Here is a 22,378-nt window from a genome sequence, read left to right as displayed (position 1 = left end):
AGAATCAACTCTTGGATTGGCGGCTGCTCCCAGCTGCTCTGTATGCGTTCACGCGGGGCCGGATTTCATGCGTCAAGGATACCCTTCCTCCTATGCCATTGATGATCAGCGAACGGGATTATCCAGCCTGTTTCGCAGGCAGATTCATATTCTGTGGGGGCTGGGACTTATCGGCTTCGTGGCTTTTGCTATCGGCAGCCTCGCTACGTGGAACGTGCTCGATCCAAGCTTCAGTCATGCGACGTCGAATCCCACTCGCAACGCGCTCGGTTATCCCGGTGCTGTCTTTGCCGACCTCGGCATGCAGTTCTTTGGTCTTTCCATGGTCGTGGCACTGATGCCGGCGCTTTTCTGGGGCGGGCTCTTTCTCACCGGGCGCGGTGTCGACCGTATGCCGCGCCGGGCCGTTGCCTGGCTTTGCGCCTCGCTTCTGGCCGCGGCGATAGCCGGCTGCTTTGCCATACCTGAAAGCTGGCCGATGCCCATCGGTCTCGGCGGTGTCTTTGGTGATATGGTCCTCAAGATACCCGGTATTTTTATCGGCACTTTCCCCCGTGGCGGTTTGGCCATGATCATGGTTGCCATTCTGGCCATCCCAACCCTTTGGATCTTCGGCTTTGCCAGTGGCATCACCTACCGCGACAGCGAGCCGGTGGTTACCAAAAAATCCACGCGCCACGTGGCCGAAGATGATGATTACGACGACGAGGATGACGATGATCGCGAAGGTGGTGGCCTGCTCGCTCTCGGCGCCTTGACCCATTGGTTCCTGAGCACGAAAGCTCTGTTCCGCCGGGTTTCAGGTCGTAGCGCCGGGCTCTACAATAGTGCGCGCAGTATCGGCACGCGTCATGACGGCGATTTCCCCGACATGGCGGTTTCGCGTCAGAAAAACGGACAGTCCCAGGGACGACGCGAGCCCGGCTTCTACGACGAAGCACCACAAATCGAGGCGCCTGCTATCGATATCGGCAATGACGAGTTCGACGGCCGCTTCGATCCGGTCGCCTTCAGCGATGAAGAGGACGTCGACGATTGGGCGCTGCAATCAGCTCCGGCAAGACCGACGGCGATTCCGAACAGGCCGGTTGCCGCACGCATTGATACACCGGCACCTGCGCCGCGGGCCGGCGCGCGTGTTCAGCGCGAAGCGCAGGCGTCGTTGATCGCATCCGACGAGTACGAGATGCCGTCGCTGCATTTCCTGAGCGAACCGAAGAACGTCGTGCGCAATCCGGGTCTTTCCAAGGAGGCTTTGGAACAGAACGCGCGGCTATTGGAAGGCGTGCTTGAGGATTTCGGGGTGCGGGGCGAAATCATCCATGTGCGTCCGGGTCCGGTGGTGACGCTTTATGAACTGGAGCCGGCGCCGGGTATCAAATCGTCGCGGGTCATCACCCTCGCCGATGATATCGCCCGCTCCATGAGCGCCATCGCCGCGCGTGTCGCCGTGGTGCCTGGCCGCAATGCGATCGGTATCGAGCTTCCCAACCAGACCCGCGAGATGGTCTATCTGCGCGAACTTCTGGCAAGCCGTGACTTCGAACAGACAAAGACCAAGCTGGCGCTTGCACTTGGAAAGACCATCAATGGCGAGGCGGTTATCGCCGACCTTGCGAAAATGCCCCATCTACTGGTCGCCGGAACCACGGGCTCGGGTAAGTCCGTTGCAATCAATACGATGATTCTGTCCTTGCTTTACCGGATGACGCCGGAGCAGTGCCGCCTGATCATGATCGACCCGAAGATGCTGGAACTTTCGATCTATGATGGCATTCCGCATCTGTTGACGCCCGTCGTCACCGATCCCAAAAAGGCCGTCGTCGCGCTGAAGTGGACGGTCAAGGAGATGGAAGACCGCTACCGCAAGATGTCGAAAGTCGGCGTTCGCAATATTGACGGCTTCAATCAGCGGGTCGAGCAGGCCCACAAGAAGGGTGAACGTATTGCCCGAACGGTGCAGACCGGCTTCGATCGCGCGACGGGCGAAGCTGTCTACGAGACTGAAGAGCTCGACCTGAAGCCGATGCCCTATATCGTCGTCATCATCGACGAAATGGCCGACCTGATGATGGTCGCCGGCAAGGATATTGAAGGTGCGGTGCAGCGGCTGGCGCAGATGGCGCGCGCCGCCGGTATCCACGTGATCATGGCGACACAGCGTCCGTCGGTCGATGTCATCACCGGCACGATCAAGGCGAATTTTCCCACACGTATTTCGTTCCAGGTTACATCGAAGATCGATTCGCGAACGATCCTTGGCGAGCAGGGCGGCGAGCAGCTGCTCGGCATGGGCGACATGCTCTATATGGCCGGCGGCGGCCGCATCCAGCGCGTGCACGGACCCTTTGTCGGCGACGATGAAGTGGAGAAGATCGTCCAGCATCTGAAACTGCAGGGCGTTCCGGAATATCTCGATTCGATTACTGAGGAAGATGACGAAGACGAAGGTGGCGGCCCAGCCGGAACGTCCAATCTCGAAGATTCGGACGATCCCTATGATCAGGCTGTTGCCGTTGTGCTTCGCGACAAGAAGGCGTCAACGAGCTATATCCAGCGCCGGCTCGGCATTGGTTATAACCGCGCCGCTTCGATTATTGAGCGCATGGAACAGGAAGGGCTTGTCGGCCCTGCCAATCACGCCGGCAAACGCGAGATTCTTGTGCCGACAGAGGACGACGAGTTCTAGGCGCGACTAGTAACGTAACGATTTTGTAGGCCGTTATGGAACAATAGGCAGCGGCGCATTACATAACGGTTGAAGCTCAGGTTACGTAACGGCGCAAGGGAACAAGAAACGATATCCTGCCGTTTATTGGCCATAGTGCAGCCCAACTGGCTTCGTACGAAGAGAGACGACAGGAGATATGATGATGATACTGACAAAAGCACCGTTTTGCGCCCTTGGCTCACTGGCAAAGAGCTCTGCGGTTGCTTCTATCGTCGGCATGGGTCTCCTGTTCGGCGCTGCGAATATAGTACTGCCGACACCGGCCCTGGCGCAAGCCGCACCCGCCGGTATCAGCGCAGCGCAGGACATAGCCAACAAGTTCTCCAGCGTTAAAACGCTGACGGGCAGTTTTGTCCAGTTCGGCCCGCGGGGAGATCAGACCGGGGGTACGTTCTATATCGAACGTCCCGGCAAAATCCGCTTCAACTACAACAAGCCGTCGCCCATTCGCGTTATCTCCGACGGCAAGTCCGTGGTGATCAACAACCGCAAGCTCGACACCTGGGATCTCTATCCGTTGTCGAAAACGCCGCTGAAGTTGCTCCTGAGCGATCAGATCGATCTGTCCACCAAGTCGGTCAAGTCAGTGAAGCAGGAGCCGGACATGACGACGATCGTGCTTGGCGACAAGTCGGTCTTCGGCAACTCGACCATTTCCATGATGTTCGATCCGAAAACCTCCGACCTGCGTCAATGGACCATCACCGATGCCCAAGGTCTCGATACAACGGTGATGATCACCGATGTGCGGACAGGCGTGCGCTTTGCCGATGATATGTTCAAGATCGACTACACCCGCATCGCCATGAAGCGGTAGCAGGTCACGACCCTGGCCTTGCGGTTTGCCTGATCTTTTGGCATGACCGGAGGTATCAGGCACTGCTTGACGGTGCCGTCCATCCACCTTGCGAGTCTTCATGCCCTTTTCCGTTGCCACCTGGAACATCAATTCGGTGCGCCTGCGCTTGCCGCTGGTGCTGCAGTTCCTGCGCGACTATCAACCCGATGTATTGTGCTTGCAGGAGACCAAGTGCCCGGATGATCTTTTCCCGCGCGAGGCTCTTCACATGGCCGGGTATGAGCATATCGAGATCAGCGGCCAGAAAGGCTATCATGGTGTCGCTACTCTGTCGCGCCGTCCCCTGAGCGAACCGGCGCGCGTGGGGTTTTGCGATATCGCCGATTGCCGGCATTTGAGCACGGTCGTCACCGCTGGATCGAAGCGGCTGCGCATCCACAATTTCTACGTTCCCGCCGGAGGCGATGAGCCGGATCCGGAGATCAATGCGAAGTTCAGGCACAAGCTCGGGTTCCTGGACGAGATGCGCGCGATGAATGCTGTTCACGGCGATGGTCATGCGTCTCTGCTGGTTGGCGATCTCAACATTGCCCCGCTCGAAACCGATGTCTGGTCGCACAAGCAACTTCTAAAAGTCGTCAGCCATACGCCGGTCGAAACCGAAGGTCTGGAAAAGCTGCGGAAGGATGGCGGGTGGAGCGATCTGATGCGGCACCACATCCCGCCGAGCGAGAAGATCTATACCTGGTGGAGCTATCGCGCCGCTGATTGGGCGGCGGCTGATCGCGGACGGCGGCTGGATCATATATGGGGTTCGCCGGACCTTGAAACCGATCTGACCGACATCACGATCCTTCGCGAGGCACGCGGATGGGAGCGCCCGTCGGACCATGTTCCGGTCATTGCACGTTTTAATCTGGACTGAGTTTGATCTGAGACAAGACTGCGCAACAATAGCTGAATTCTGTTCGAATTTTCCGAATCTCACGCAAGAATCCTCGATTCTGGTGCAAGAATTTCAATCTGCGGGGGAAATTTGGTTGCGGCCGGTTTAGTCAGCGCTCATTGAACAGATGTTCGTACCGGGTAATGGCATCGATCATTTCGCTGAGGTCGGCGGATATCTGGTCATGCAAAGCGGCTGCGATTTCGGGATATTCCTCGAGAATCCGCCGGAAAAGCGAGCGATTGAGGCGGATGACCTCGGTCTCGGATTCGGCCATGGCGCTGGTGAGGCGCTTGGTCTGGGCGATGATCGCCATCTCACCGAGGACGGCACCGGGACCAACAGTTTTCAGGATTATGCGACCCGACGGCCCCTCGCGGAACAGAGAAATGTCACCACGATCAATGACATAGGCACAATCCGCCGCCTGGCCTTCACGGTAGAGCTCGCGGCCTTCGCGCAAGACGAGACGTTCGGTGCCGAAGGCGAGCAGGCGCAACTGGTCGCGCGTAAACGTCTCGAACAGCCCCACCGTCTCCAGAATGCGAATATCATCTTCAATTGCCATGCAATAACAGACATATACCTAGATTGGCGTCGCGCATAACCCCAAAAAATCATCTTCAGGATTACGCGCAAATCATTCGTGTGCTGCGTCCTTTATGCCTCAAAAAGAGGTGTGGCGTAGCAATCGGCATCAAGGAATGAGCTTGTATCCCCCGCTTTCCGTGACAAGTATGGTCGAATTGGATGGATCATGTTCTATTTTCTGCCGCAACCGGTACACATGCGTCTCGAGCGTGTGTGTCGTCACCCCAGAGTTGTATCCCCACACCTCTTCAAGCAAGATATCCCTTGTGATGACCTTGCCACCGGCGCGGTAAAGATATTTGATTATTGCGACCTCTTTCTCGGTCAGCCTTATTTTACTGCCTTTGGCGTCAATCAGCATCTTTTGCCCAGGCTTGAACGTATAAGGCCCGACAATGAAAGTCGCGTCTTCGCTCTGTTCATGTTGACGAAGTTGCGCCCGAATGCGCGCCAGCAGGACGGCGAAGCGAAAAGGCTTGGTCACATAGTCGTTAGCCCCCGATTCGAGGCCGAGAATGGTATCCGAATCGGTATCGTGCCCTGTCAGCATGATGACCGGCGCCTTGAAGCCGCCCTTGCGCAAAAGCTTGATTGCCTCGCGCCCATCCATGTCCGGCAGCCCGACATCCATGATCAGGAGATCGACGACGCCGTTTCTCGCCGTCTGAACGGCTTTGGTTGCATTATCTTCCTCGATGATCTGGAATTCTTCATAGAGGCTAAGTTGTTCAACCAGGATGGCTCGCAAGTCTGCATCGTCATCGACGATAAGAATGGTACGCGCTGTCATCGGATCTCCCGCAGATGGAAAGAAGTCATTGGAATTTAAGTCGAATAGGACAGGAAAGAAAGGGGATCGACTTGATATTGGTTATGCGGCGCATCAGTCTGACAAAAAAATGCTTTTTATGAGGCAAGCATGAGTCGCAGGTCCTTGAAATTGATCGATGTTCGTCCGAGACCTGGCCATACGAGCCAAGGGCAGTTGATCGCGGGCAATATGATCCTGCGCTGTGCGCTGGGCAACGGCGGGATCACGGCGTTGAAGCGCGAAGGTGACGGTGGAACGCCGCTCACGCGCATGCGGTTGCTCTACGGATTCAAGCGTCCTGACAAGAAGGTGAGGGGAACGCGGGCCCTGCTGCTCAAGGTACTCCGCCGCGACGATGGTTGGTGCGAGGTCAGTAATGATCGCAATTACAACCGGAAGGTGCGCATTCCCTATGGTGCCAGCCACGAAACCATGTGGCGCAAGGATGATCTGTACGACATTTGCATCGTCATGGACTGGAACGTCAAACCGCGGCGTCGCGCGAAGGGAAGTGCCATTTTCTTCCACCTGGCAAGACCAGGCTATACGCCCACGGAAGGCTGCATTGCCTTGAGCAGGGCTGACATGAACCGGCTTTTACCGCATCTTTCAAACCGGACGATCATTCGCGTGCTCCGTTAGCGTTTGAAGCGCCAAACCGTCGTTTGCTTTACTTCGGCATCTTCGAGAATTCTGGTCACCGGTACCGAGTAAATTGCCAGCGAATCCAAGAGGTTCTCGGGAAAATAGGAGCGACCGGGATCGCCAACAATGATGTTTGCGCCACGGGCAGCAAGTGCGGTGAACCAAGGTATGAGTCTATTGGCCAGCGCCTTGTCATAAAAAACGTCACCGGCCAGAACGACGTCCCAGCCGTCATCGCTGCCAATAAGATCATCGATCCGAATCTCGACCGTTGCGTGGTTCACGGCGGCGTTTAGGGCGATCGCCGGACGGGCGAACGGATCGATATCACAAGAGGTAACATGCTTCGCCCCGGCTTGGGCCGCAGCAATACCAACGAGACCGGAGCCCGAGGCGAAATCGAGGACAGTGGCCTTTGCAACTGTTGCGGGATGATCGAGCACGTAGCGCGCCACTCCTTGCCCGCCCGCCCAGGCAAATGCCCAGAAAGGTGGCGGCAGGCCGATTGTTGTCAGTTCTTCTTCTGTGCGGTGCCAGAGATCATGCGCGTCATCGGCAAGATGGAGCTTGATCTCCGGTACATGCGGGGGCGATTGGAGATCGGTATTCGCCAGAACGAACCGGCGATAGTGATCGCTTTCGGGATCGAGTGCAGGCTCAACCACAGGATGAACTCATTCCGGTGCAGGAACCAGTCCGCCCATGCGGCAAACCTCTTTCCATTCGTCCGGTTGCACTGGCTGCACCGATAGCCGCATGGACGTAACCAGCGCCATGTTTTCCAGTTTCGGATTGGCCTTGACATCTTTCAATGTCACAGAATTTGGCACATCCTTTACCGCGCGGATATCAACGCACTCCCAGCGGGGATCTTCGGTGCTCGAATCATGATGCGCAAGCGCACAAACCTCGACGATACCGACCACGTCCAGCCCTTCATTGGAATGGTAGAAGAAGCCTTTATCACCGATTTTCATGGCACGCATATTGTTGCGTGCCTGATAGTTGCGCACACCTGTCCACTCTGTACCTTTGGCTCCCGCGGCCTTTTGATTGTCCCACGACCATGAATCGGGTTCCGATTTGAATAGCCAAAACGCCATGATAGCACCTATTTGTTGTCAGGATTCTTGATTGCCCAGTTCCAGGGGCGGACGTCGACCGAGGCGAACAGGCCAGCCTTGGCATAGGGGTCATTCGCTGCAATCTCTTTTACTGCATCAAGATCAGGCGCCTCGACGACCACCAGGCTGCCGTTTGGCTTGGCGTCGTCGCCAAGGAACGGTCCGGCAAATTTCAGTCGATCACTTAGGCTGTTCAAATAATCGAGATGAGAGGCGCGTGTGTCGAGGCGCAGTTGCAGATGATCAGGCTTGTCGTTGCACAGAAGGGCATAGAGCATTCATTGTCTCCTGGTTTAACTCTCGTTCTTTAGTGGCCGCGCCAATAGCGCCTCCATGGCCTCGTCGATGGTGATGTGGCGGTCGAGTATCTGCGCGACGGTCGCAATGATCGGTGCTTCGATGTTGTTGCGGACAGCAAGTTCGGCAGCGATCGCAGCCGTGGCCACGCCTTCGGCCAATGGTCGGCCACTCAAGTCTTCCCCACGCCCGAGCGCAAGCCCGTACGAGTAATTGCGCGATTGCGGCGTCGAGCAGGTAAGCATGAGATCGCCAAGTCCCGAGAGACCCATGATCGTCTCCGGCCTTGCGCCCATAGCCTCGCCGATCCGCCGCAATTCGACAAAGCCGCGGGTGACAAGCGCCGCTTGGGCGCTGGCGCCAAAACCGCGGCCTATGGCGGCCCCGGCGGCAATGGCGAGCACATTCTTGAGGGCACCGCCGATTTCCACACCGATCAGATCATCGGTCGAATAACAGCGGAAAGTTGGTCCGGACAGCATAAGGGCAATGCGGTCGGCAAGCGCCTGACTTCGAGCAGCGACTGTTACGGCGGTCGGCAATCCCCTCGCCACATCGGCTGCAAAACTGGGTCCCGAAAGGGCCCCAAGGGTCTGGTCAGGTACAATCCTGGCGACCAGTTCGGACATCAGATCGCCACTGTGGCGCTCTATGCCCTTGGCGCAAATCACTAACGGTGTGGTGACCGGAATAAGATCTTTCAATTCCTGTATGGCATGGGAAAGCGCTTGCGCCGGAATGACGCAGAGAATCAAGTCAACTCCGGCCAGAACGTCCCGGGCGTCGGTACTTGCCGTGAGTGCCGGATGCAGGTCTATTCCCGGCAAATAAGTCTCGTTACGATGATCTTTGTTGATGGAGTCGACGGTTGTGGTGCTGCGGGCGTACAACCGGACTGCATTGTCGTTGCGGGCGGTCATGGTACCGAGCGCAGTACCCCAGGCGCCGCCTCCAACCACCGCAATTGTAGGTCTGGCGCTCATGCCTTGGCTCCACGCCGACCTGCTCCGATCAAAGGTGTTGAATGCATGTCCAGTGGCCAGCGCGAGCGCGGGGCAATATCGAGCGGATCGGCAGGTGTGATACCAGCCCGTTCGGCGCCCGCCCACGCAATCATTGCGGCATTGTCCGTGCAAAGGGCCATAGGCGGTGCGATAAAGCGGAAGCCGTTAGCCGAGCATAGATCCTGCAGACCGTTGCGCAGGACCTTGTTTGCGGCAACACCACCGGCAACAACCAATGCGGGCTGCTTGGCATCCGGGAAACTCGCGCGAAACCGCTGCAGTGAGCGCGAAACCCGGTCGTCGAGGGTGTCGGCGACGGCGGTTTGAAAAGCGGCGCAAATGTCATTGACGTCGATTTGCGATAGCGGTTCCAGCGCAGTCGCCAGTTGCCGCACCGCCGTTTTTAAACCCGAAAAGGAGAAATCCAGTCTCTCCTCGCCTTTGAGCGGACGCGGCAGTGTGAATCGGCCCGGATCGCCGAGGAGGGCCGCCCTCTCCACTTCAGGCCCTCCCGGATAGGGCAGGCCAAGTAGTTTGGCGGTCTTGTCGAACGCTTCACCGAGGGCATCGTCTATGGTCGTGCCCAGCCGCTCGTAATCGCCAAGACCTTTGACCAGAACCATCTGCGTGTGGCCGCCGGAGACGAGCAGCAGCAAATAAGGAAAATCAAGGTGATCCGTCAGCCGCGGGGTCAGTGCATGGCCCTCAAGGTGATTGATGGCGTAAAAAGGCTTCTGACTGGCCATCGCTATCGCTTTTCCGGTCATCAAACCGACAATCAATCCGCCGATCAGGCCCGGACCGGCGGTGGCAGCCACCGCATCGACATCGTCCAGAGTTATCTGCGCTTCGTGCAATGCCTGGCCAATCAACCGATCCAGTACTTCGACATGGGCGCGCGCAGCAATTTCCGGCACCACGCCGCCATAGGGCGCGTGTTCTTCGATCTGGCTCAGGACGACATTCGAAAGAATGCGCCCGTGGCCCTGATCGTCGCGCTCGACTACCGCCGCCGCCGTTTCGTCACAGCTTGTCTCAATACCTAGTACCCTCATCGGTAAACCTGATATCCTTCGCCGCATTGTCGACCTGCCAAAAGGTCGTTAGTAGAACGCTCAACTCGAATTCGCGTAACACGGACAGCCGCCAATGCAAACAAAAACGCTCAAGATTGGTACACGTGGGAGTGCACTGGCGCTCGCACAAGCCCATGAGACGCGTGACCTTCTGATAAAGGCCCACGGACTTCGCGATGAAGACATCGAAATTGTAGCCATTTCTACCAGCGGTGACCGGATACAGGATCGACCCCTGGCCGAAGTTGGCGGAAAAGGCTTGTTCACGCTCGAAATCGAGGAACAGCTTGCCGACGGGCGTCTCGATCTCGCCGTGCACTCGTCAAAGGATATGCCAACCGTTCTGCCACAAGGGCTGCATCTGTCGGTCTTCCTCGAACGCGAGGATCCTCGTGACGCCTTTATTGGCCGCGAGGTAAAGTCTTTCATCGATCTGCCGAAAGGAGCGGTGGTCGGCTCCGCATCATTGCGGCGGCGGGCGCTGATACATCGCGCACGCCCCGATCTCAAGGTCATCAATTTTCGTGGGAATGTCGAGACGCGGCTACGCAAGCTTGCTGACGGCGAGGTGGATGCCACGTTCCTTGCTTATGCCGGTTTGAAACGTCTTGGCCTTGGACATGTTGTTACGGAGCTTATGGATGCAAGAGCTTTTCCACCAGCCCCAGGACAAGGCGCTATCACGGTAGAGAGCCGCATTGGTGATAATAGCGTCGACGCGCTATTAGCGCCGCTCAACCACTTGCCGACTGCCACGGCGCTGGCATGCGAACGTGCGTTCCTTGGTTCGCTCGATGGCTCCTGCCGTACGCCAATCGCCGGTCTGGCGACCGTATCGGAAGGGAGGCTGCAGTTCCATGGCATGATACTCTTGCCAGATGGCAGAGAGGCACACGAGATCACAGGTGGCGGAGCACTCTCCCACGCTGTCGAAATCGGCCAGGATGCGGCATTGCGGGTGCGTAAACTCGCCGGACCACATTTCTTTACGGATTGGTTCTGACATGAAAACCGTTTTGGTCACACGGCCTCAGCCGGGCGCGACCAAAACTGCCGAACGTCTGCTTGGCAATAACTTTCTGCCTTTGGTTTTGCCCCTGACCAAGATTGTTCAGCTTCCGGTAAAAACCCCCAATGGCAAATTCGACGCAATTGCGGTGACGAGTGCAAATGCGTTGCGGCAGGCTCCAGACAAAGTGTTGCAGCCGTTCCTTTCATTGCCCTGTTTCGTTGTAGGAGAAGCGACCGCAGATGCGGCGCGTGCCCGCGGGTTCGAAACGGTGACAACGGGAGACAGGGATGGTGCGTCGCTTGCTCAAACCATAGGGGAGGAGTTGTGTACCGGAGCCCGCGTTCTTTATGTGGCAGGGCGCGTTCGCGCGCCGGACTTTGAGCAGGCTCTCCATACATTAGGTATGCGTTCAAAGCCGGTGATGACCTACGATACCATTTTAGTCAGTTATACGACTGAATTTCTGGCAGAATTTTTCGGCAAGGGGAACATCGACCATTGCCTCCTGTATTCCCGTTGGGGCGCTGAAGTGTTTTTGCGTCTGAAAAGTCAGACGGAAATCGCCCATCATTTTGATAATACATCGATTTTCTGCCTCTCCTCTCGTGTTGCGAAGGCTCTGGCTGGAGTGAACAAGGCTCTAATCCATGTGGCAGACAGGCCGGATGAGGATGCTCTCTTCGATGTTCTGCAGAAGGCACATGATTCTTCCCGCTTAGCGCAATGAATGCGTGTGGTTTCGCAAAAGGAACTTCCTTGCTAACTTCGGGTCACGAAAAGTCTGAGAGCGAAATTCAATATGCTCTAAGTTCAGGAAAGTCTGCCCATGGCCAAATCATCCGTTCCGCGTCATTCGAAGTCTGCCCGCAAACCTGTGACAATCGAACTGACGCCAGTGCCGGTCGCCAAGACTTCCAGCGCAGGTGGCGTACCGCAGCCCGAACCGGTCGGCTTCGACCCGACCGCTGACGCGAACGCAAATATGGCGGAAAAGGCGAAGGAAACGCAGGGCGTTGAGCCGGGCGGAGATGCGCCACCGAGTTCGGGCTCTTCGGAGACCAGGCAGTCATTCGGGCGAACCAATTCCTCCGCTCAATCGACCGCTTCGCGACCAATGATGTCGTCCTCCGGATCAAGGCCAAACGATCCATTGGGCCGCCTTATAGCCGGAATCATCGGCGGTATTGTAGCTCTTGTCGGCGCCGCGGCCCTGCAATGGGTCGGTGTATTGCCATCGCCAGGGGCGGATACTTCAGCGCTCGAGCAGCAGATGGCCGAGTTACGAAATGCGCGACCAGCGGCGCAGACGCTGGATGAAGGTGCGCAAGTTGCACTTAACGGTGCCGTAGAGAATGCCAAACAGGCTGCAAGCCAGGTCTCTGGTCTTTCCGCGGAGCTCGACGCAATCAAGCAAAGTATTGCGGATATTCAGAAGAATGCTGGCTCCGGCCCAGTCGTCGATACGAGTGGCATTGACACACGTCTCGCTGCTCTGGAGACCCGTCTGAACAACAGTCAGCAACAGGCGGAGCAGGCTGGCGGAATAGCGGCGGGGGCTACCGAACGATTGAATGCTCTGGAGGCGAAAGTCAACGATCCCTCAGCGCAGGCCAATATGGCACTTGCCATGGCGGCAACGGGCATGAAAGCCGCTATAGATCGTGGCGAGCCGTTCGCGGCCGAGCTGGATACTTACGTCGCGGTTGCGCCAGCAGCAGGAGAGGTCGAGAGCCTCCGGGAGTTTGCTGGGAAAGGCATTCCGACGCTCAACGTGCTGGTCAGCCAATTCGCTGATGTCGCTCCCAAAATCATAGCAAGTGCTCATACAGTCGATCCTGATGCCGGGGTGGTCGATCGCTTGTGGGCAAGCGCGAGCAGCTTGGTCCAGGCACGGCCGGTCGGGATGGTAGAGGGCGAGGGCGTCGATGCAATTACGGCCCGGATCGAAGCGCATTTGAACGCTGGCGATCTTGGTGCGGCCATCGCCGAATGGGAGAAACTGCCGGAGAATGCCAAGGCTGTTTCCATGGATTTCGCCAATGGGATGAAGGCCCGGCAAAAGGCCGGGGACGTCGTGTCGAAGGCCTTGTCCGATGCCTTGACCGGCATCAAGTCCCCAGCAGCGGCTAATTAGGAGCAAGATCATGATTCGTATTCTGTTCTTCCTTCTCGTCGTACTTTTGCTCGGTGTCGGTTTTGCGTGGCTTGCAGATCGGCCCGGCGATCTCATCGTGACGCTCGCCGGCATGCAGTACAAAGTCACGCTGATGGTGGCAGCTTCTGCTATCGTCGCGATCGTCGCCGCAGTCATGCTGATGTGGTGGATTGTCAAAAGCCTCGTCACATCGCCTTACGCGCTGCGCCGTCATTTCCGTGCGCGCAAACGCGATCGTGGCTATCAGTCGCTCTCGACCGGACTGATCGCCGCAGGTGCCGGTGATGGCGAGACCGCACGCAGAATGGTCAAACAGGCAGAAAAGCTGCTGAACGTCGATCAGGAGCCACTGATCAAACTGCTTGATGCTCAGTCCGCCATGCTGGAAGGGCGCCCCGAGGATGCGCGGGCCAAATTCGAAGCCATGCTCGAAGATCCGGAAACGAAGCTTCTCGGGTTGCGGGGGCTGTACCTTGAAGCGCAGCGGCTTGGCGCACGCGATGCTTCCCGGCATTACGCTGAAGAAGCCGCATTGCTGGCCCCTAATGTCGAATGGGCGGCGTCGGCTGCTCTTGGCCAGAAGACCACCCATGGTGATTGGGATGGAGCCCTCCTGCTGCTCGAAAAGCAGAAAGCGACCAAGCAGGTTGACAAGGAGAAGGCCAAGCGCGAGCGCGCGGTCCTGTTGACGGCCAAGGCAATCGAAACCTTCGAAAATGACCCCGTGAGCGCCAAATCGACCGCCATAGAGGCGAACAAGTTGGCGCCGGATCTCATACCTGCTGCGATCATCGCTGCAAAAGCGTTATTCAGCCAAGGCGATTTGCGCAAAGGGTCGAAAGTCTTGGAATATAGCTGGAAGAAGCAACCTCATCCGGAAGTTGCCGAAACCTATGTGCACGCGCGGCTCGGCGATTCAGTGTTGGATCGCCTCAAGCGTGCCCGTCATCTGGCGTCGCTCTATCCGCATCACCCCGAGTCGAGCCTCGCGATCGCCCAGGCTGCGCTGGCTGCAGGCGAATTGAGGGAGGCGAGAGAAGCAGCGGAAGCGGTGCTCCGTAGCGCACCGCGCGAGAGCGCATATCTACTGCTTGCCGACATTGAAGAAGCGCAAACCGGCGATCAAGGCCGCGTCCGGCAGTGGCTGTCGCGTGCTGTCAAGGCGCCGCGCGATCCCGCCTGGACAGCTGATGGCTACGTTTCGGAACGCTGGGCGCCGGCATCTCCGGTGACTGGCAGGCTCGACGCCTTCGAATGGAAGGTTCCGGTTGAACAGCTTGGTCCGGTCATCGATTCCGGCGATGATTTCGACAGGGCTTTGGCAACAGAACCCGAACGGCCCCGCGAAGATGTGAAGCCGCTCATCCCGGCCCGGCCAGTCGCCAGGGAAGCAGAAGAGCAAGCTTCCAGAGAAGATCATGGCCATGCTGACGTCATGGATGCTGAAATCGTGCAGGTTGAGCTCCAGGAAAAGCCTGCGGAACGGCCGGTCTCGATGCCCGCAGAAACGGCCAATCCGCAGAGGATAGCTTCGGTTTTGCCTGCATTTCCGGAGAAGCCACTGAAATCCAAGGAAAAGGATGAGGAGTTCGTTTTTCCTGTGCCGGATGACCCGGGCGTGCGGCCTGAGGATGGAACGGAGCGAAACAAGAAGTTCCGGCTTTTCTAATCAGCGAAACGTGATGACGACTGTCGTCTTTGCGGCAAGATGTACAGTGGTTTAGACGTTTAAACAGGGATATGGGTGGATGAATACCATCTGGATAGACGCGAAAGATTTCCCTTGATGCTCGATAGCCTCGTGACGTTTTTTAAATCCTTGCCGTCGGGCGATAGCAGCAAGGAGCATTTTTCCAAGAAAGATCCGCGCCTCGCGGCTGCAGCCTTGCTGTTCCATGTGATGGATGCAGACGGCAACCGAGGCAAAGCGGAACGCAAACGCGTCTCCCAGTTGATTTCCGAGGCCTATGGCCTGAAAGGCGAGGCGCTGAAGCGTTTGCTTGATGAGGGCGAACAGGCGGATCAGGAGGCGGTCGACCTTTACAGTTTCACCAGCATCATCAAGCGCAATCTTGACGAAGCAGCTCGCATCAGATTCATTGAGCTGATGTGGGATGTCGTTTTTGCCGATGGTAGCGCGCATGAGCTGGAAGACAATGTCGTCTGGCGTGTTGCCGAACTGATCGGCGTATCGACACGCGATCGGGTGACCATGAAACAACAGGCAGCTGTTCGTGCAAAACAGACGGTGCGAGAGGAATAGGCCGAGCGAATGTACCAAACTGGATGGATGGAAAGCGGACAGTCGCATCGTCCCAAGATCCTGACGGTGTTGCATCAGGAGCGTTCCAGTCCCGGTCGCGTCGGCCATTTACTGGTCGAAGCTGGTTTTGCCCTCGACATTCGCCGCCCGCCCCTTGGGGACACATTGCCCGAAACGCTGGAAGACCATGCCGGAGCCGTCATTTTTGGCGGCCCGATGAGCGCCAATGATTCAGAAGACTTTGTACGCGCAGAGACCGATTGGCTGTCCATACCACTTGCAGAAGACAAGCCCTTTCTCGGCATTTGCCTGGGCGCGCAGATGCTTGCCAACCATTTGGGCGGTCGTGTTGGGCCCCACCCGGATGGCCTTGTCGAGATCGGCTGGTATCCGCTCGAGCCGACGGAAGCCGGCCGCGCTCTGATGGACTGGCCGTCGATGGTTTATCATTTCCATCGCGAAGGTTTTGAATTGCCGCAGACAGCAACCTTACTGGCGACGGGCAGCTCCTACCCCAACCAGGCGTTCAGGTATGGCAATAATGCCTGGGGCGTCCAGTTCCATGCCGAGCTGACACGGGCGATGATGCATCGTTGGGTTGTACGAGGTGCGGAACGCTTCACCTTATGTGGCGCCCAGCAGGGCCGCGACCACCTCGACGGGCGGATGATTTACGATGCAGTGCTCAGGGCTTGGCTGCATCGCTTCCTGGCGACAATTTTCGGCATTCCTGTAACGGTCTGAATTCTCAAGTCCTTCCCTGCAAATTCCGCGCTTTGCGCAATTGCGGGAACCAATAGGCCCAAAGGCCGGCAACGGCCACTGTTCCGAGGCCACCGAAGATAACGGCGGGCACGGTGCCAATCAGCGAAGCCATGACTCCAGCACGGAATTCGCCCAATTCATTAGATGCGCCGACAAAAACCATGTTGACGGCATTGACCCTGCCTCGCACATGATCCGGTGTCCACAATTGCAATAGTGTCTCGCGGATATAGACGCTGATCATGTCAGCCGCACCCATCAAAGCAAGCACCACGATCGATAACCATGCAATGTCAGAAATGCCAAACATGACGGTCAGCAAACCGAAGAGCGCTACAAAGGCAAACATGATCATTCCGGCATGATCGCGAATGGGATGCCCGGTCAACCAGACCGCCGTCACGATGGCGCCAATACCCGGTGCAGCCCTCAGCATCCCCAGGCCCCACGGGCCGAGCTGCAAGATATCGCGCGCATAAACCGGCAGAAGCGCCACGGCTCCGCCGAGCAGCACAGCAAACAGATCAAGCGAAATCGCACCAAGAACCACCTTTTCCTTCCAGATGTAGTGGAACCCCGCCAGTAGAGTTTGAAGCGATCTTGTTTCGTGCAACGTGTGCTGGGCGGGTTTCGCGATGGAGAAAGTGCTCAAAGTCGCGGTGACAAGCATTGCACTGGCGACACCGTAGGCTGCGACAGGGGAAAGTCCATAGAGCAGACCCCCGGCGACCGGCCCGACAATCGTCGCAATTTGCCAGGCTGAAGAGTTCCAGGACACGGCGTTGGAAAACGTTTCCGCCGGCACAAGATTGACGACCAGCGATGAGGAAGCAGGTCCGAGGAATGCTCTGCCCACACCAAATCCCGCCAGGATGATGAATACCAATGCCGGCGTAAACAGATGGGTTATCGTCAACAACAGTAGCAGAGCGGCGCAAATCACCTCGACGCACAACGATAGCCCCATGATCAATCGTCGTCCGAACCGGTCGGAAGCTGCGCCGGTAATGAGCACGAGCAACAGCGATGGCGCAAATTGTACGAGCCCGACGATACCGAGATAAAAGGGGTCGCGCGTCAGATCATAGATCTGCCAGCCGACGGAAACGCTGATGATCTGGATGGCAAATGAACCAAAGAAGCGTGCCAGCCAATAGCGGGTAAAGGACGAATGGCGAAACGCGGCATAACGATCATGCGCTGCATTCGTTTCGGAGATTGTCATTTCGTTGAAAGACTCCGGAATCGGGAGCCTTCTTCTAGACCAGTTCAGCGCGAATGGGGATAAGCAAATCAGAAATTTATTCGAGAGGGAAAGCAAATGGGCCGGCCCGAACCGGCCCACTTTGGTTCAAGCCGCGTTTACAACAGCAGTAACAGGAATGTCTGAATCTTTGCTGAGCAAGGATTTCCAGATGATTGCGCCAAGTACCGCGCCAATGAGCGGGGCGACCCAAAACAGCCAGAGCTGACCAAGCGCGGCGGTTTCTGCGAAAAGCGCGACGCCGGTGGAACGGGCCGGATTGACGGAGGTATTCGTCACGGGAATTGAAACGAGATGGATCAGCGTCAGGCCGAGGCCAATGGGGATTGGTGCAAACCCGGCCGGAACGGAAGCTGAGGTCGCCCCAAGAATGATCATGATGAAGAAGGCAGTGAACACGATTTCTGCGACAAGTGCCGCGACCAGGCCATACTTGCCGGGGGACAGGTCACCATAACCGTTGGAAGCGAAGCCGCCGGCGGTGAAGTCGGCCTTGCCGGATGCGATCAGATAAAGGACGGCAGCTGCAACAATCGCACCAACAACCTGTGCGATCCAGTAGGGGATGAGATCCTTGAAGTCGAAGCGTCCCGCAACGGCAAGTCCAAGTGAAACAGCGGGATTGAAATGGCCGCCAGAAATTCCGCCGACTGCATAGGCCATTGTTAGAACCGTAAGACCAAACGCGAAAGCAACACCAAGCAAACCAATACCGACATCTGGAAATGCAGCGGCAATAACAGCACTGCCGCAACCGCCGAGAACAAGCCAGAATGTGCCGAAGAATTCGGCCGACAGTTTATTGAGCATGGAAACCCCCTTGGATGAAAAGCGGGCCGGGATAGCCCGAATCACGACGCAAACTTATTCCGGTTTTTTAAATTCAACAATATCGGTCAAGATCAAGTCCTTGTAATACCTTAGTCGCATTCGAGGCCTGAATAGACGGCCATGAATACTGCCACAATAATACTTGGAGCGGCCGTACTGCGTTTTTGCTGGTGACCGCAAGCTCTTGCTCGCGGGCCAGGCAATCGCTACATGTCTTGGAAATCTTAGGAGACCTGTATGCTCGCTCTTATCCGCACCATCGATCTGGCTCTCGACATCTACACCTGGATTCTCATTGCCAGTGCGATCTTCTCATGGCTCTATGCCTTCAACGTCATCAATTCGAGCAATCGCTTTGTTGCCTCGATAGGAGATTTTCTCTATCGGGTCACCGAACCCGCATTGCGACCCATACGCCGATTTCTTCCTGACCTCGGCGGCATCGATATTTCTCCGATCGTACTTTTGTTGATCATATTCTTCATCCGCCAGTTTCTCTGGACCACGATCGCACCGATTCTGGTTTGACCAGAAAGCCATCGCATTTCCGCACGGGGGATAACAGCGTCACTCTCTTTGTGCGACTGACGCCGAAATCGGTTAGGGATGCAATTGAAGGCGTGGAAGAGACCAATGACGGGCGCTTCCATCTGAAAGCACGGGTACGGGCGGTTCCTGAAGACGGGAAGGCCAATGCAGCGTTGGTAAAGCTGCTGGCAAAGCAGTTGGGTATTGCGGCGCGAGATATAACCATAGCCGCTGGCGCTACGGCGCGGCTGAAGCAGGTAAGAATTTCGGGCGATCCTGACGAACTGGCTTTGAGACTTACCGTTCTCGAACCGCCCGAAGATTGATCGATCAGGCCTTTTTGGCGTTGTGACGTTCTATCGCTTCGGTGATGAGCTGGCGGGCGGCATCTTCATCGCCCCAATCCCCTATCTTCACCCATTTGCCGGGTTCCAGATCCTTGTAGTGCTCGAAGAAATGCTGGATCTGTTTGAGCGTGATGTCGGGAAGATCGGTGTAATTGTGCACCTTCTCGTACCGTAGCGTCAGGTGAGGTGAAGGAACGGCAATGATCTTTTCGTCCTGTCCCTTATTGTCTTCCATAACGAGGACACCGATCGGACGGACGTTGATCACACTTGTAGGCATCAGCGCGCGCGTGTTGCAGATCAATACATCGATGGGGTCGCCATCATCCGACAATGTATGTGGCACGAAGCCGTAATTGCCCGGATAGGTCATGGGCGTATGCAGGAAGCGGTCGACGAACAAAGCGCCCGAATCCTTATCAAGCTCGTATTTGATCGGTTGACCGCCGACCGGGACCTCGATGATAACGTTTACATCTTCAGGAGGATTATTGCCGACAGCAATGGCATCGATGCGCATATTTTCAGAGTCCTTATGAGTATGGAAGTCCTGTACTGATTTTTATACCGCGGCGCAACAATGCCGTCGCCCCTACGTAAGGAAAACGATTGATAGGCTCATTGAGTGTGAATGGCAAAACACAACTCGGGATTTGAGCTGCGAAAGAAGAATCTGGCGCAAAGCGGCATCAATTCCAGACAAAAGCGACCTTCTTGAGCGTCTTGCCATCGAAACACTCGACACCCTCGGCGACATCGCGGCCACCGGCGCTCTGGTAGAATGAAATCGCAAGGTCGTTGTCCTCGAGCGCCCAGATTACCATGCCCTTCAGGCCTTGATCGCCAAGACTGCGCCGAGCTGCGCCCAGAAGCCGAGTGCCCAGACCGAAGCCCTGATATTCCGGCCTGACGTAAAGTTCGTAAATTTCACCTTGTTGCTGCAACTGGCGGGCACGGTTGGGCCCAAGCGTGGCGTAACCGGCAACGATGCCGCCGACATCGGCTACTAGAATCTGCGTCGAGCGCTGGATTGCCTTTGCCCACCAATTGGCGCCGCGCCGCTCCAACATGTTATTGAGCGCGCGGTGGGGTATGATACCTGCATATGCGCCTTGCCAGGCAGCCAGATGAATGGCCGAAATCGCCACTGCATCGGCCATATGCGCCCGTCTTATCTCGATCACATGGGTGTTCATGGTCCTTTAACCATAGACCCGCAACGCGCGAGTTCGCAACATCCAAAAGTGTTTTGGGTATGCACGAAAACAAAAAAGCGGCGAAGATCGCCGCTTTTGTCTCACGCAGAACATCTATGGTTAGGCAGCGCCTGCGGTCTTGCTGCTCTTTTCAAAACGTTTGCGTTCGTTTGGATCGAGGTAAAGCTTGCGCAGACGAATTGATTTCGGCGTTACTTCCATCAATTCGTCGTCCTGAATCCAGGCAAGAGCACGTTCCAGTGTCATGCGGATCGGCGGGGTCAACTTGACAGCTTCGTCCTTGCCTGCAGCACGAATGTTTGTCAGCTTTTTACCTTTGAGGATGTTCACTTCAAGATCGTTGTCGCGCGAATGGATGCCGATGATCATGCCGGCATAAACCTTTATGCCAGCCTCGATAATCATTGCGCCGCGATCTTCAAGGTTCCACATGGCGAAAGCTACGGACTCTCCCTGGTCGTTGGAGATCAAAACGCCATTGGTACGGCCGGCGATTTCACCTTTGTAAGGCTCGTAGGCACGGAAAAGGCGGTTCATGATCGCGGTGCCTCGCGTATCGGTCAAAAGCTCCGACTGGTAGCCGATGAGGCCGCGTGTCGGCGCATAGAATACCATGCGAACGCGATTACCACCGGACGGACGAAGCTCGACCATTTCAGCCTTACGCTCGGACATCTTCTGGACAACAGTGCCGGAATATTCCTCGTCGACGTCGATCAGCACTTCTTCGATGGGCTCAAGCAAAGTGCCGGAGTCGTCTCTTTTCAGAACGACGCGAGGGCGCGATATGCTAAGTTCAAATCCCTCACGGCGCATGTTTTCAATGAGAACCGCGAGCTGCAATTCGCCGCGACCCGAAACGAAGAAGGAATCCTTGTCGTCGGATTCCTCGACCTTCAGCGCAACATTGCCTTCGGCTTCCTTCAGCAAGCGGTCACGGATAACGCGGCTCGTAACCTTGTCGCCTTCGGTGCCGGCAAGCGGACTATCGTTGACGATAAAGGACATGGTAACTGTCGGCGGATCGATCGGCTGCGCATGCAGCGCTTCGGTTACTTCGAGCGCGCAGAATGTATCAGCGACGGTGCCCTTTTGCAGGCCGGCGATAGCGACGATGTCACCGGCGTGTGCTTCTTCGATCGGCTGGCGTTCAAGACCGCGGAACGCCAGGATCTTCGAGATACGCCCCGTCTCAAGCTGGGTACCATCGCCATGCAAGACCTTGACCTGCTGGTTCGACTTGACGGTACCAGAATGAATGCGGCCGGTGATGATGCGGCCAAGGAATGGGTCGGCTTCAAGAATGGTGCCGATCATCTTGAATGGACCTTCGCCGACAGTGGGCGCGGGGACATGGTCGAGAACCATGTCAAACAGCGCCGCCAGACCCTGATCCTTCGGACCTTCCGGGCTCGTCGCCATCCAGCCGTTGCGGCCTGAGCCGTAAAGGATTGGAAAATCAAGCTGTTCGTCCGTAGCATCAAGAGCTGCGAAGAGGTCGAAAACTTCGTTCACGACTTCTTCATGGCGGGCGTCGGGACGATCGATCTTGTTGATCGCTACGATTGGACGAAGGCCAACTTTCAAAGCCTTGCCTACGACGAATTTCGTCTGCGGCATGGGGCCTTCGGCAGCATCGACAAGAACGATAGCGCCGTCCACCATGCTAAGGATACGTTCGACCTCGCCGCCAAAATCAGCGTGGCCCGGGGTATCGACAATATTGATACGTGTATCCTTCCAGATGACTGAGGTCGCCTTGGCAAGGATGGTGATCCCGCGCTCGCGCTCTATATCATTGGAATCCATCATCCTTTCGCCGACCCGCTGATTTTCGCGGAAATTGCCAGACTGTTTCAAAAGTTCGTCAACGAGCGTGGTTTTGCCATGGTCAACGTGTGCGATGATCGCGATGTTGCGCAGTTTCATAATGTTCTCTTTTGGAGGATTGTGGACGCCATCTGAGCTGCGC

24 protein-coding genes are annotated in these 22,378 nt (G+C 56.7%); 12 read left to right on the top strand and 12 right to left on the bottom strand.

Annotated features, from left to right (window positions below):
- Positions 1-67: 67 nt before the first annotated feature.
- The 3 genes from J2X72_RS02250 to J2X72_RS02240 all read left to right on the top strand — a co-directional run bounded on the left by J2X72_RS02250 (position 68) and on the right by J2X72_RS02240 (position 4,455).
- Complete coding sequence (locus J2X72_RS02250; protein WP_310068004.1) at positions 68-2,689, top strand: DNA translocase FtsK; 2,622 nt, start codon at positions 68-70, stop codon at positions 2,687-2,689.
- A 184-nt stretch (positions 2,690-2,873) separates the two neighbouring features.
- Positions 2,874-3,548, top strand: a complete 675-nt coding sequence (locus J2X72_RS02245; protein WP_405044645.1) for an outer membrane lipoprotein carrier protein LolA — start codon at positions 2,874-2,876, stop codon at positions 3,546-3,548.
- Between the two features lie 100 nt (positions 3,549-3,648).
- The gene (locus J2X72_RS02240) at positions 3,649-4,455 is read left to right on the top strand and encodes an exodeoxyribonuclease III (protein ID WP_310068000.1); all 807 of its coding nucleotides are present in this window, start codon (positions 3,649-3,651) and stop codon (positions 4,453-4,455) included.
- Positions 4,456-4,585: 130 nt separating this feature from the next.
- Here J2X72_RS02240 and J2X72_RS02235 read toward each other — a convergent pair whose 3' ends face one another.
- On the bottom strand, positions 4,586-5,044 hold the full coding sequence (locus J2X72_RS02235; RefSeq protein WP_209998965.1) for a cyclic nucleotide-binding domain-containing protein: 459 nt from the start codon (positions 5,042-5,044) through the stop codon (positions 4,586-4,588).
- Between the two features lie 129 nt (positions 5,045-5,173).
- A complete protein-coding gene (locus J2X72_RS02230; RefSeq protein ID WP_112525106.1) occupies positions 5,174-5,857 on the bottom strand; it encodes a response regulator transcription factor in 684 nt (227 codons plus the stop codon).
- A gap of 129 nt (positions 5,858-5,986) precedes the next feature.
- Between J2X72_RS02230 and J2X72_RS02225 the strand changes: the two genes are divergently transcribed.
- Positions 5,987-6,520, top strand: coding sequence for a L,D-transpeptidase family protein (locus tag J2X72_RS02225; RefSeq protein WP_310067993.1), 534 nt, complete (start codon positions 5,987-5,989; stop codon positions 6,518-6,520).
- Here the strand turns inward: J2X72_RS02225 and J2X72_RS02220 are convergent.
- From J2X72_RS02220 to tsaD, 5 genes are read right to left on the bottom strand one after another with little or no spacing between them, the layout of a single operon-like run.
- Complete coding sequence (locus J2X72_RS02220; protein ID WP_310067990.1) at positions 6,517-7,188, bottom strand: methyltransferase; 672 nt, start codon at positions 7,186-7,188, stop codon at positions 6,517-6,519. The genes J2X72_RS02225 and J2X72_RS02220 overlap by 4 nt on opposite strands.
- Before the next feature lie 9 nt (positions 7,189-7,197).
- Entirely contained in the window at positions 7,198-7,626 is a 429-nt protein-coding gene (locus tag J2X72_RS02215) for an EVE domain-containing protein (protein WP_209998968.1), read from the bottom strand.
- A gap of 8 nt (positions 7,627-7,634) precedes the next feature.
- Positions 7,635-7,925, bottom strand: a complete 291-nt coding sequence (locus J2X72_RS02210; protein ID WP_310067985.1) for a YciI-like protein — start codon at positions 7,923-7,925, stop codon at positions 7,635-7,637.
- Positions 7,926-7,940: 15 nt separating this feature from the next.
- A complete protein-coding gene (locus J2X72_RS02205; RefSeq protein WP_310067982.1) occupies positions 7,941-8,927 on the bottom strand; it encodes an NAD(P)H-dependent glycerol-3-phosphate dehydrogenase in 987 nt (328 codons plus the stop codon).
- Entirely contained in the window at positions 8,924-10,003 is a 1,080-nt protein-coding gene (gene tsaD, locus J2X72_RS02200) for a tRNA (adenosine(37)-N6)-threonylcarbamoyltransferase complex transferase subunit TsaD (RefSeq protein ID WP_310067980.1), read from the bottom strand. Before tsaD ends, J2X72_RS02205 begins: the two co-directional genes overlap by 4 nt.
- A gap of 94 nt (positions 10,004-10,097) precedes the next feature.
- Here tsaD and hemC point away from each other — a divergent pair, with 94 nt between their 5' ends.
- The 6 genes from hemC to J2X72_RS02170 all read left to right on the top strand — a co-directional run bounded on the left by hemC (position 10,098) and on the right by J2X72_RS02170 (position 16,198).
- Positions 10,098-11,027, top strand: coding sequence for a hydroxymethylbilane synthase (gene hemC, locus J2X72_RS02195; protein WP_310067978.1), 930 nt, complete (start codon positions 10,098-10,100; stop codon positions 11,025-11,027).
- Position 11,028: 1 nt separating this feature from the next.
- Positions 11,029-11,763 (top strand): uroporphyrinogen-III synthase, encoded by a 735-nt coding sequence (locus J2X72_RS02190; RefSeq protein ID WP_310067976.1) that lies wholly within the window; start codon positions 11,029-11,031, stop codon positions 11,761-11,763.
- A 99-nt stretch (positions 11,764-11,862) separates the two neighbouring features.
- A complete protein-coding gene (locus J2X72_RS02185; RefSeq protein WP_310067973.1) occupies positions 11,863-13,170 on the top strand; it encodes a mitofilin family membrane protein in 1,308 nt (435 codons plus the stop codon).
- 10 nt (positions 13,171-13,180) lie between these two features.
- Positions 13,181-14,860, top strand: a complete 1,680-nt coding sequence (locus tag J2X72_RS02180; protein WP_310067970.1) for a heme biosynthesis protein HemY — start codon at positions 13,181-13,183, stop codon at positions 14,858-14,860.
- Positions 14,861-14,977: 117 nt separating this feature from the next.
- Complete coding sequence (locus J2X72_RS02175) at positions 14,978-15,454, top strand: TerB family tellurite resistance protein (protein WP_310067967.1); 477 nt, start codon at positions 14,978-14,980, stop codon at positions 15,452-15,454.
- Between the two features lie 9 nt (positions 15,455-15,463).
- Positions 15,464-16,198, top strand: coding sequence for a glutamine amidotransferase (locus tag J2X72_RS02170; RefSeq protein WP_310067965.1), 735 nt, complete (start codon positions 15,464-15,466; stop codon positions 16,196-16,198).
- A gap of 4 nt (positions 16,199-16,202) precedes the next feature.
- On the opposite strand, the gene J2X72_RS02165 is transcribed toward J2X72_RS02170, so the two are convergent.
- Both J2X72_RS02165 and aqpZ read right to left on the bottom strand, forming a co-directional pair.
- The gene (locus J2X72_RS02165; protein ID WP_310067963.1) at positions 16,203-17,444 is read right to left on the bottom strand and encodes an MFS transporter; all 1,242 of its coding nucleotides are present in this window, start codon (positions 17,442-17,444) and stop codon (positions 16,203-16,205) included.
- A 126-nt stretch (positions 17,445-17,570) separates the two neighbouring features.
- Positions 17,571-18,293: an aquaporin Z gene (aqpZ, locus tag J2X72_RS02160; protein ID WP_209998980.1), complete on the bottom strand. Its 723-nt coding sequence runs from the start codon at positions 18,291-18,293 to the stop codon at positions 17,571-17,573.
- Positions 18,294-18,551: 258 nt separating this feature from the next.
- Here aqpZ and J2X72_RS02155 point away from each other — a divergent pair, with 258 nt between their 5' ends.
- The gene (locus tag J2X72_RS02155) at positions 18,552-18,842 is read left to right on the top strand and encodes a YggT family protein (RefSeq protein WP_112525134.1); all 291 of its coding nucleotides are present in this window, start codon (positions 18,552-18,554) and stop codon (positions 18,840-18,842) included.
- The gene (locus J2X72_RS02150; protein ID WP_310067957.1) at positions 18,839-19,168 is read left to right on the top strand and encodes a DUF167 family protein; all 330 of its coding nucleotides are present in this window, start codon (positions 18,839-18,841) and stop codon (positions 19,166-19,168) included. Before J2X72_RS02155 ends, J2X72_RS02150 begins: the two co-directional genes overlap by 4 nt.
- Positions 19,169-19,172: 4 nt before the next feature.
- Here J2X72_RS02150 and ppa read toward each other — a convergent pair whose 3' ends face one another.
- From ppa to typA, 3 genes are all read right to left on the bottom strand, one after another.
- Positions 19,173-19,709 carry an inorganic diphosphatase gene (ppa, locus tag J2X72_RS02145; protein ID WP_112525138.1) on the bottom strand — a complete coding sequence of 179 codons (537 nt, stop codon included), beginning with the start codon at positions 19,707-19,709 and terminating at the stop codon, positions 19,173-19,175.
- A 169-nt stretch (positions 19,710-19,878) separates the two neighbouring features.
- Positions 19,879-20,385, bottom strand: coding sequence for a GNAT family N-acetyltransferase (locus tag J2X72_RS02140; protein ID WP_310067952.1), 507 nt, complete (start codon positions 20,383-20,385; stop codon positions 19,879-19,881).
- 120 nt (positions 20,386-20,505) lie between these two features.
- On the bottom strand, positions 20,506-22,335 hold the full coding sequence (typA, locus tag J2X72_RS02135; protein ID WP_209998984.1) for a translational GTPase TypA: 1,830 nt from the start codon (positions 22,333-22,335) through the stop codon (positions 20,506-20,508).
- Positions 22,336-22,378 lie beyond the last annotated feature (43 nt).

The sequence above is a fragment of the Phyllobacterium sp. 1468 genome (assembly GCF_031455525.1).
Taxonomy (GTDB): domain Bacteria; phylum Pseudomonadota; class Alphaproteobacteria; order Rhizobiales; family Rhizobiaceae; genus Phyllobacterium.
Note: the sequence above shows the minus strand (reverse complement) of the source record. Positions and strands in the feature narration are given on the sequence as shown.

What these genes read in the sequence shown, in the direction of transcription:
- J2X72_RS02165 (WP_310067963.1), bottom strand. Translation starts at nt 17,444, where the DNA reads ATGACAATCTCCGAAACGAATGCAGCGCATGATCGTTATGCCGCGTTT.
- J2X72_RS02170 (WP_310067965.1), top strand. Translation starts at nt 15,464, where the DNA reads ATGTACCAAACTGGATGGATGGAAAGCGGACAGTCGCATCGTCCCAAG.
- tsaD (WP_310067980.1), bottom strand. Translation starts at nt 10,003, where the DNA reads ATGAGGGTACTAGGTATTGAGACAAGCTGTGACGAAACGGCGGCGGCG.
- J2X72_RS02210 (WP_310067985.1), bottom strand. Translation starts at nt 7,925, where the DNA reads ATGCTCTATGCCCTTCTGTGCAACGACAAGCCTGATCATCTGCAACTG.
- J2X72_RS02225 (WP_310067993.1), top strand. Translation starts at nt 5,987, where the DNA reads ATGAGTCGCAGGTCCTTGAAATTGATCGATGTTCGTCCGAGACCTGGC.
- aqpZ (WP_209998980.1), bottom strand. Translation starts at nt 18,293, where the DNA reads ATGCTCAATAAACTGTCGGCCGAATTCTTCGGCACATTCTGGCTTGTT.
- ppa (WP_112525138.1), bottom strand. Translation starts at nt 19,709, where the DNA reads ATGCGCATCGATGCCATTGCTGTCGGCAATAATCCTCCTGAAGATGTA.
- J2X72_RS02185 (WP_310067973.1), top strand. Translation starts at nt 11,863, where the DNA reads ATGGCCAAATCATCCGTTCCGCGTCATTCGAAGTCTGCCCGCAAACCT.
- J2X72_RS02235 (WP_209998965.1), bottom strand. Translation starts at nt 5,044, where the DNA reads ATGGCAATTGAAGATGATATTCGCATTCTGGAGACGGTGGGGCTGTTC.
- J2X72_RS02140 (WP_310067952.1), bottom strand. Translation starts at nt 20,385, where the DNA reads ATGAACACCCATGTGATCGAGATAAGACGGGCGCATATGGCCGATGCA.
- J2X72_RS02175 (WP_310067967.1), top strand. Translation starts at nt 14,978, where the DNA reads ATGCTCGATAGCCTCGTGACGTTTTTTAAATCCTTGCCGTCGGGCGAT.
- J2X72_RS02240 (WP_310068000.1), top strand. Translation starts at nt 3,649, where the DNA reads ATGCCCTTTTCCGTTGCCACCTGGAACATCAATTCGGTGCGCCTGCGC.
- J2X72_RS02245 (WP_405044645.1), top strand. Translation starts at nt 2,874, where the DNA reads ATGATACTGACAAAAGCACCGTTTTGCGCCCTTGGCTCACTGGCAAAG.
- J2X72_RS02180 (WP_310067970.1), top strand. Translation starts at nt 13,181, where the DNA reads ATGATTCGTATTCTGTTCTTCCTTCTCGTCGTACTTTTGCTCGGTGTC.
- J2X72_RS02155 (WP_112525134.1), top strand. Translation starts at nt 18,552, where the DNA reads ATGCTCGCTCTTATCCGCACCATCGATCTGGCTCTCGACATCTACACC.
- J2X72_RS02205 (WP_310067982.1), bottom strand. Translation starts at nt 8,927, where the DNA reads ATGAGCGCCAGACCTACAATTGCGGTGGTTGGAGGCGGCGCCTGGGGT.
- J2X72_RS02190 (WP_310067976.1), top strand. Translation starts at nt 11,029, where the DNA reads ATGAAAACCGTTTTGGTCACACGGCCTCAGCCGGGCGCGACCAAAACT.
- J2X72_RS02230 (WP_112525106.1), bottom strand. Translation starts at nt 5,857, where the DNA reads ATGACAGCGCGTACCATTCTTATCGTCGATGACGATGCAGACTTGCGA.
- J2X72_RS02215 (WP_209998968.1), bottom strand. Translation starts at nt 7,626, where the DNA reads ATGGCGTTTTGGCTATTCAAATCGGAACCCGATTCATGGTCGTGGGAC.
- hemC (WP_310067978.1), top strand. Translation starts at nt 10,098, where the DNA reads ATGCAAACAAAAACGCTCAAGATTGGTACACGTGGGAGTGCACTGGCG.
- typA (WP_209998984.1), bottom strand. Translation starts at nt 22,335, where the DNA reads ATGAAACTGCGCAACATCGCGATCATCGCACACGTTGACCATGGCAAA.
- J2X72_RS02250 (WP_310068004.1), top strand. Translation starts at nt 68, where the DNA reads ATGCGTCAAGGATACCCTTCCTCCTATGCCATTGATGATCAGCGAACG.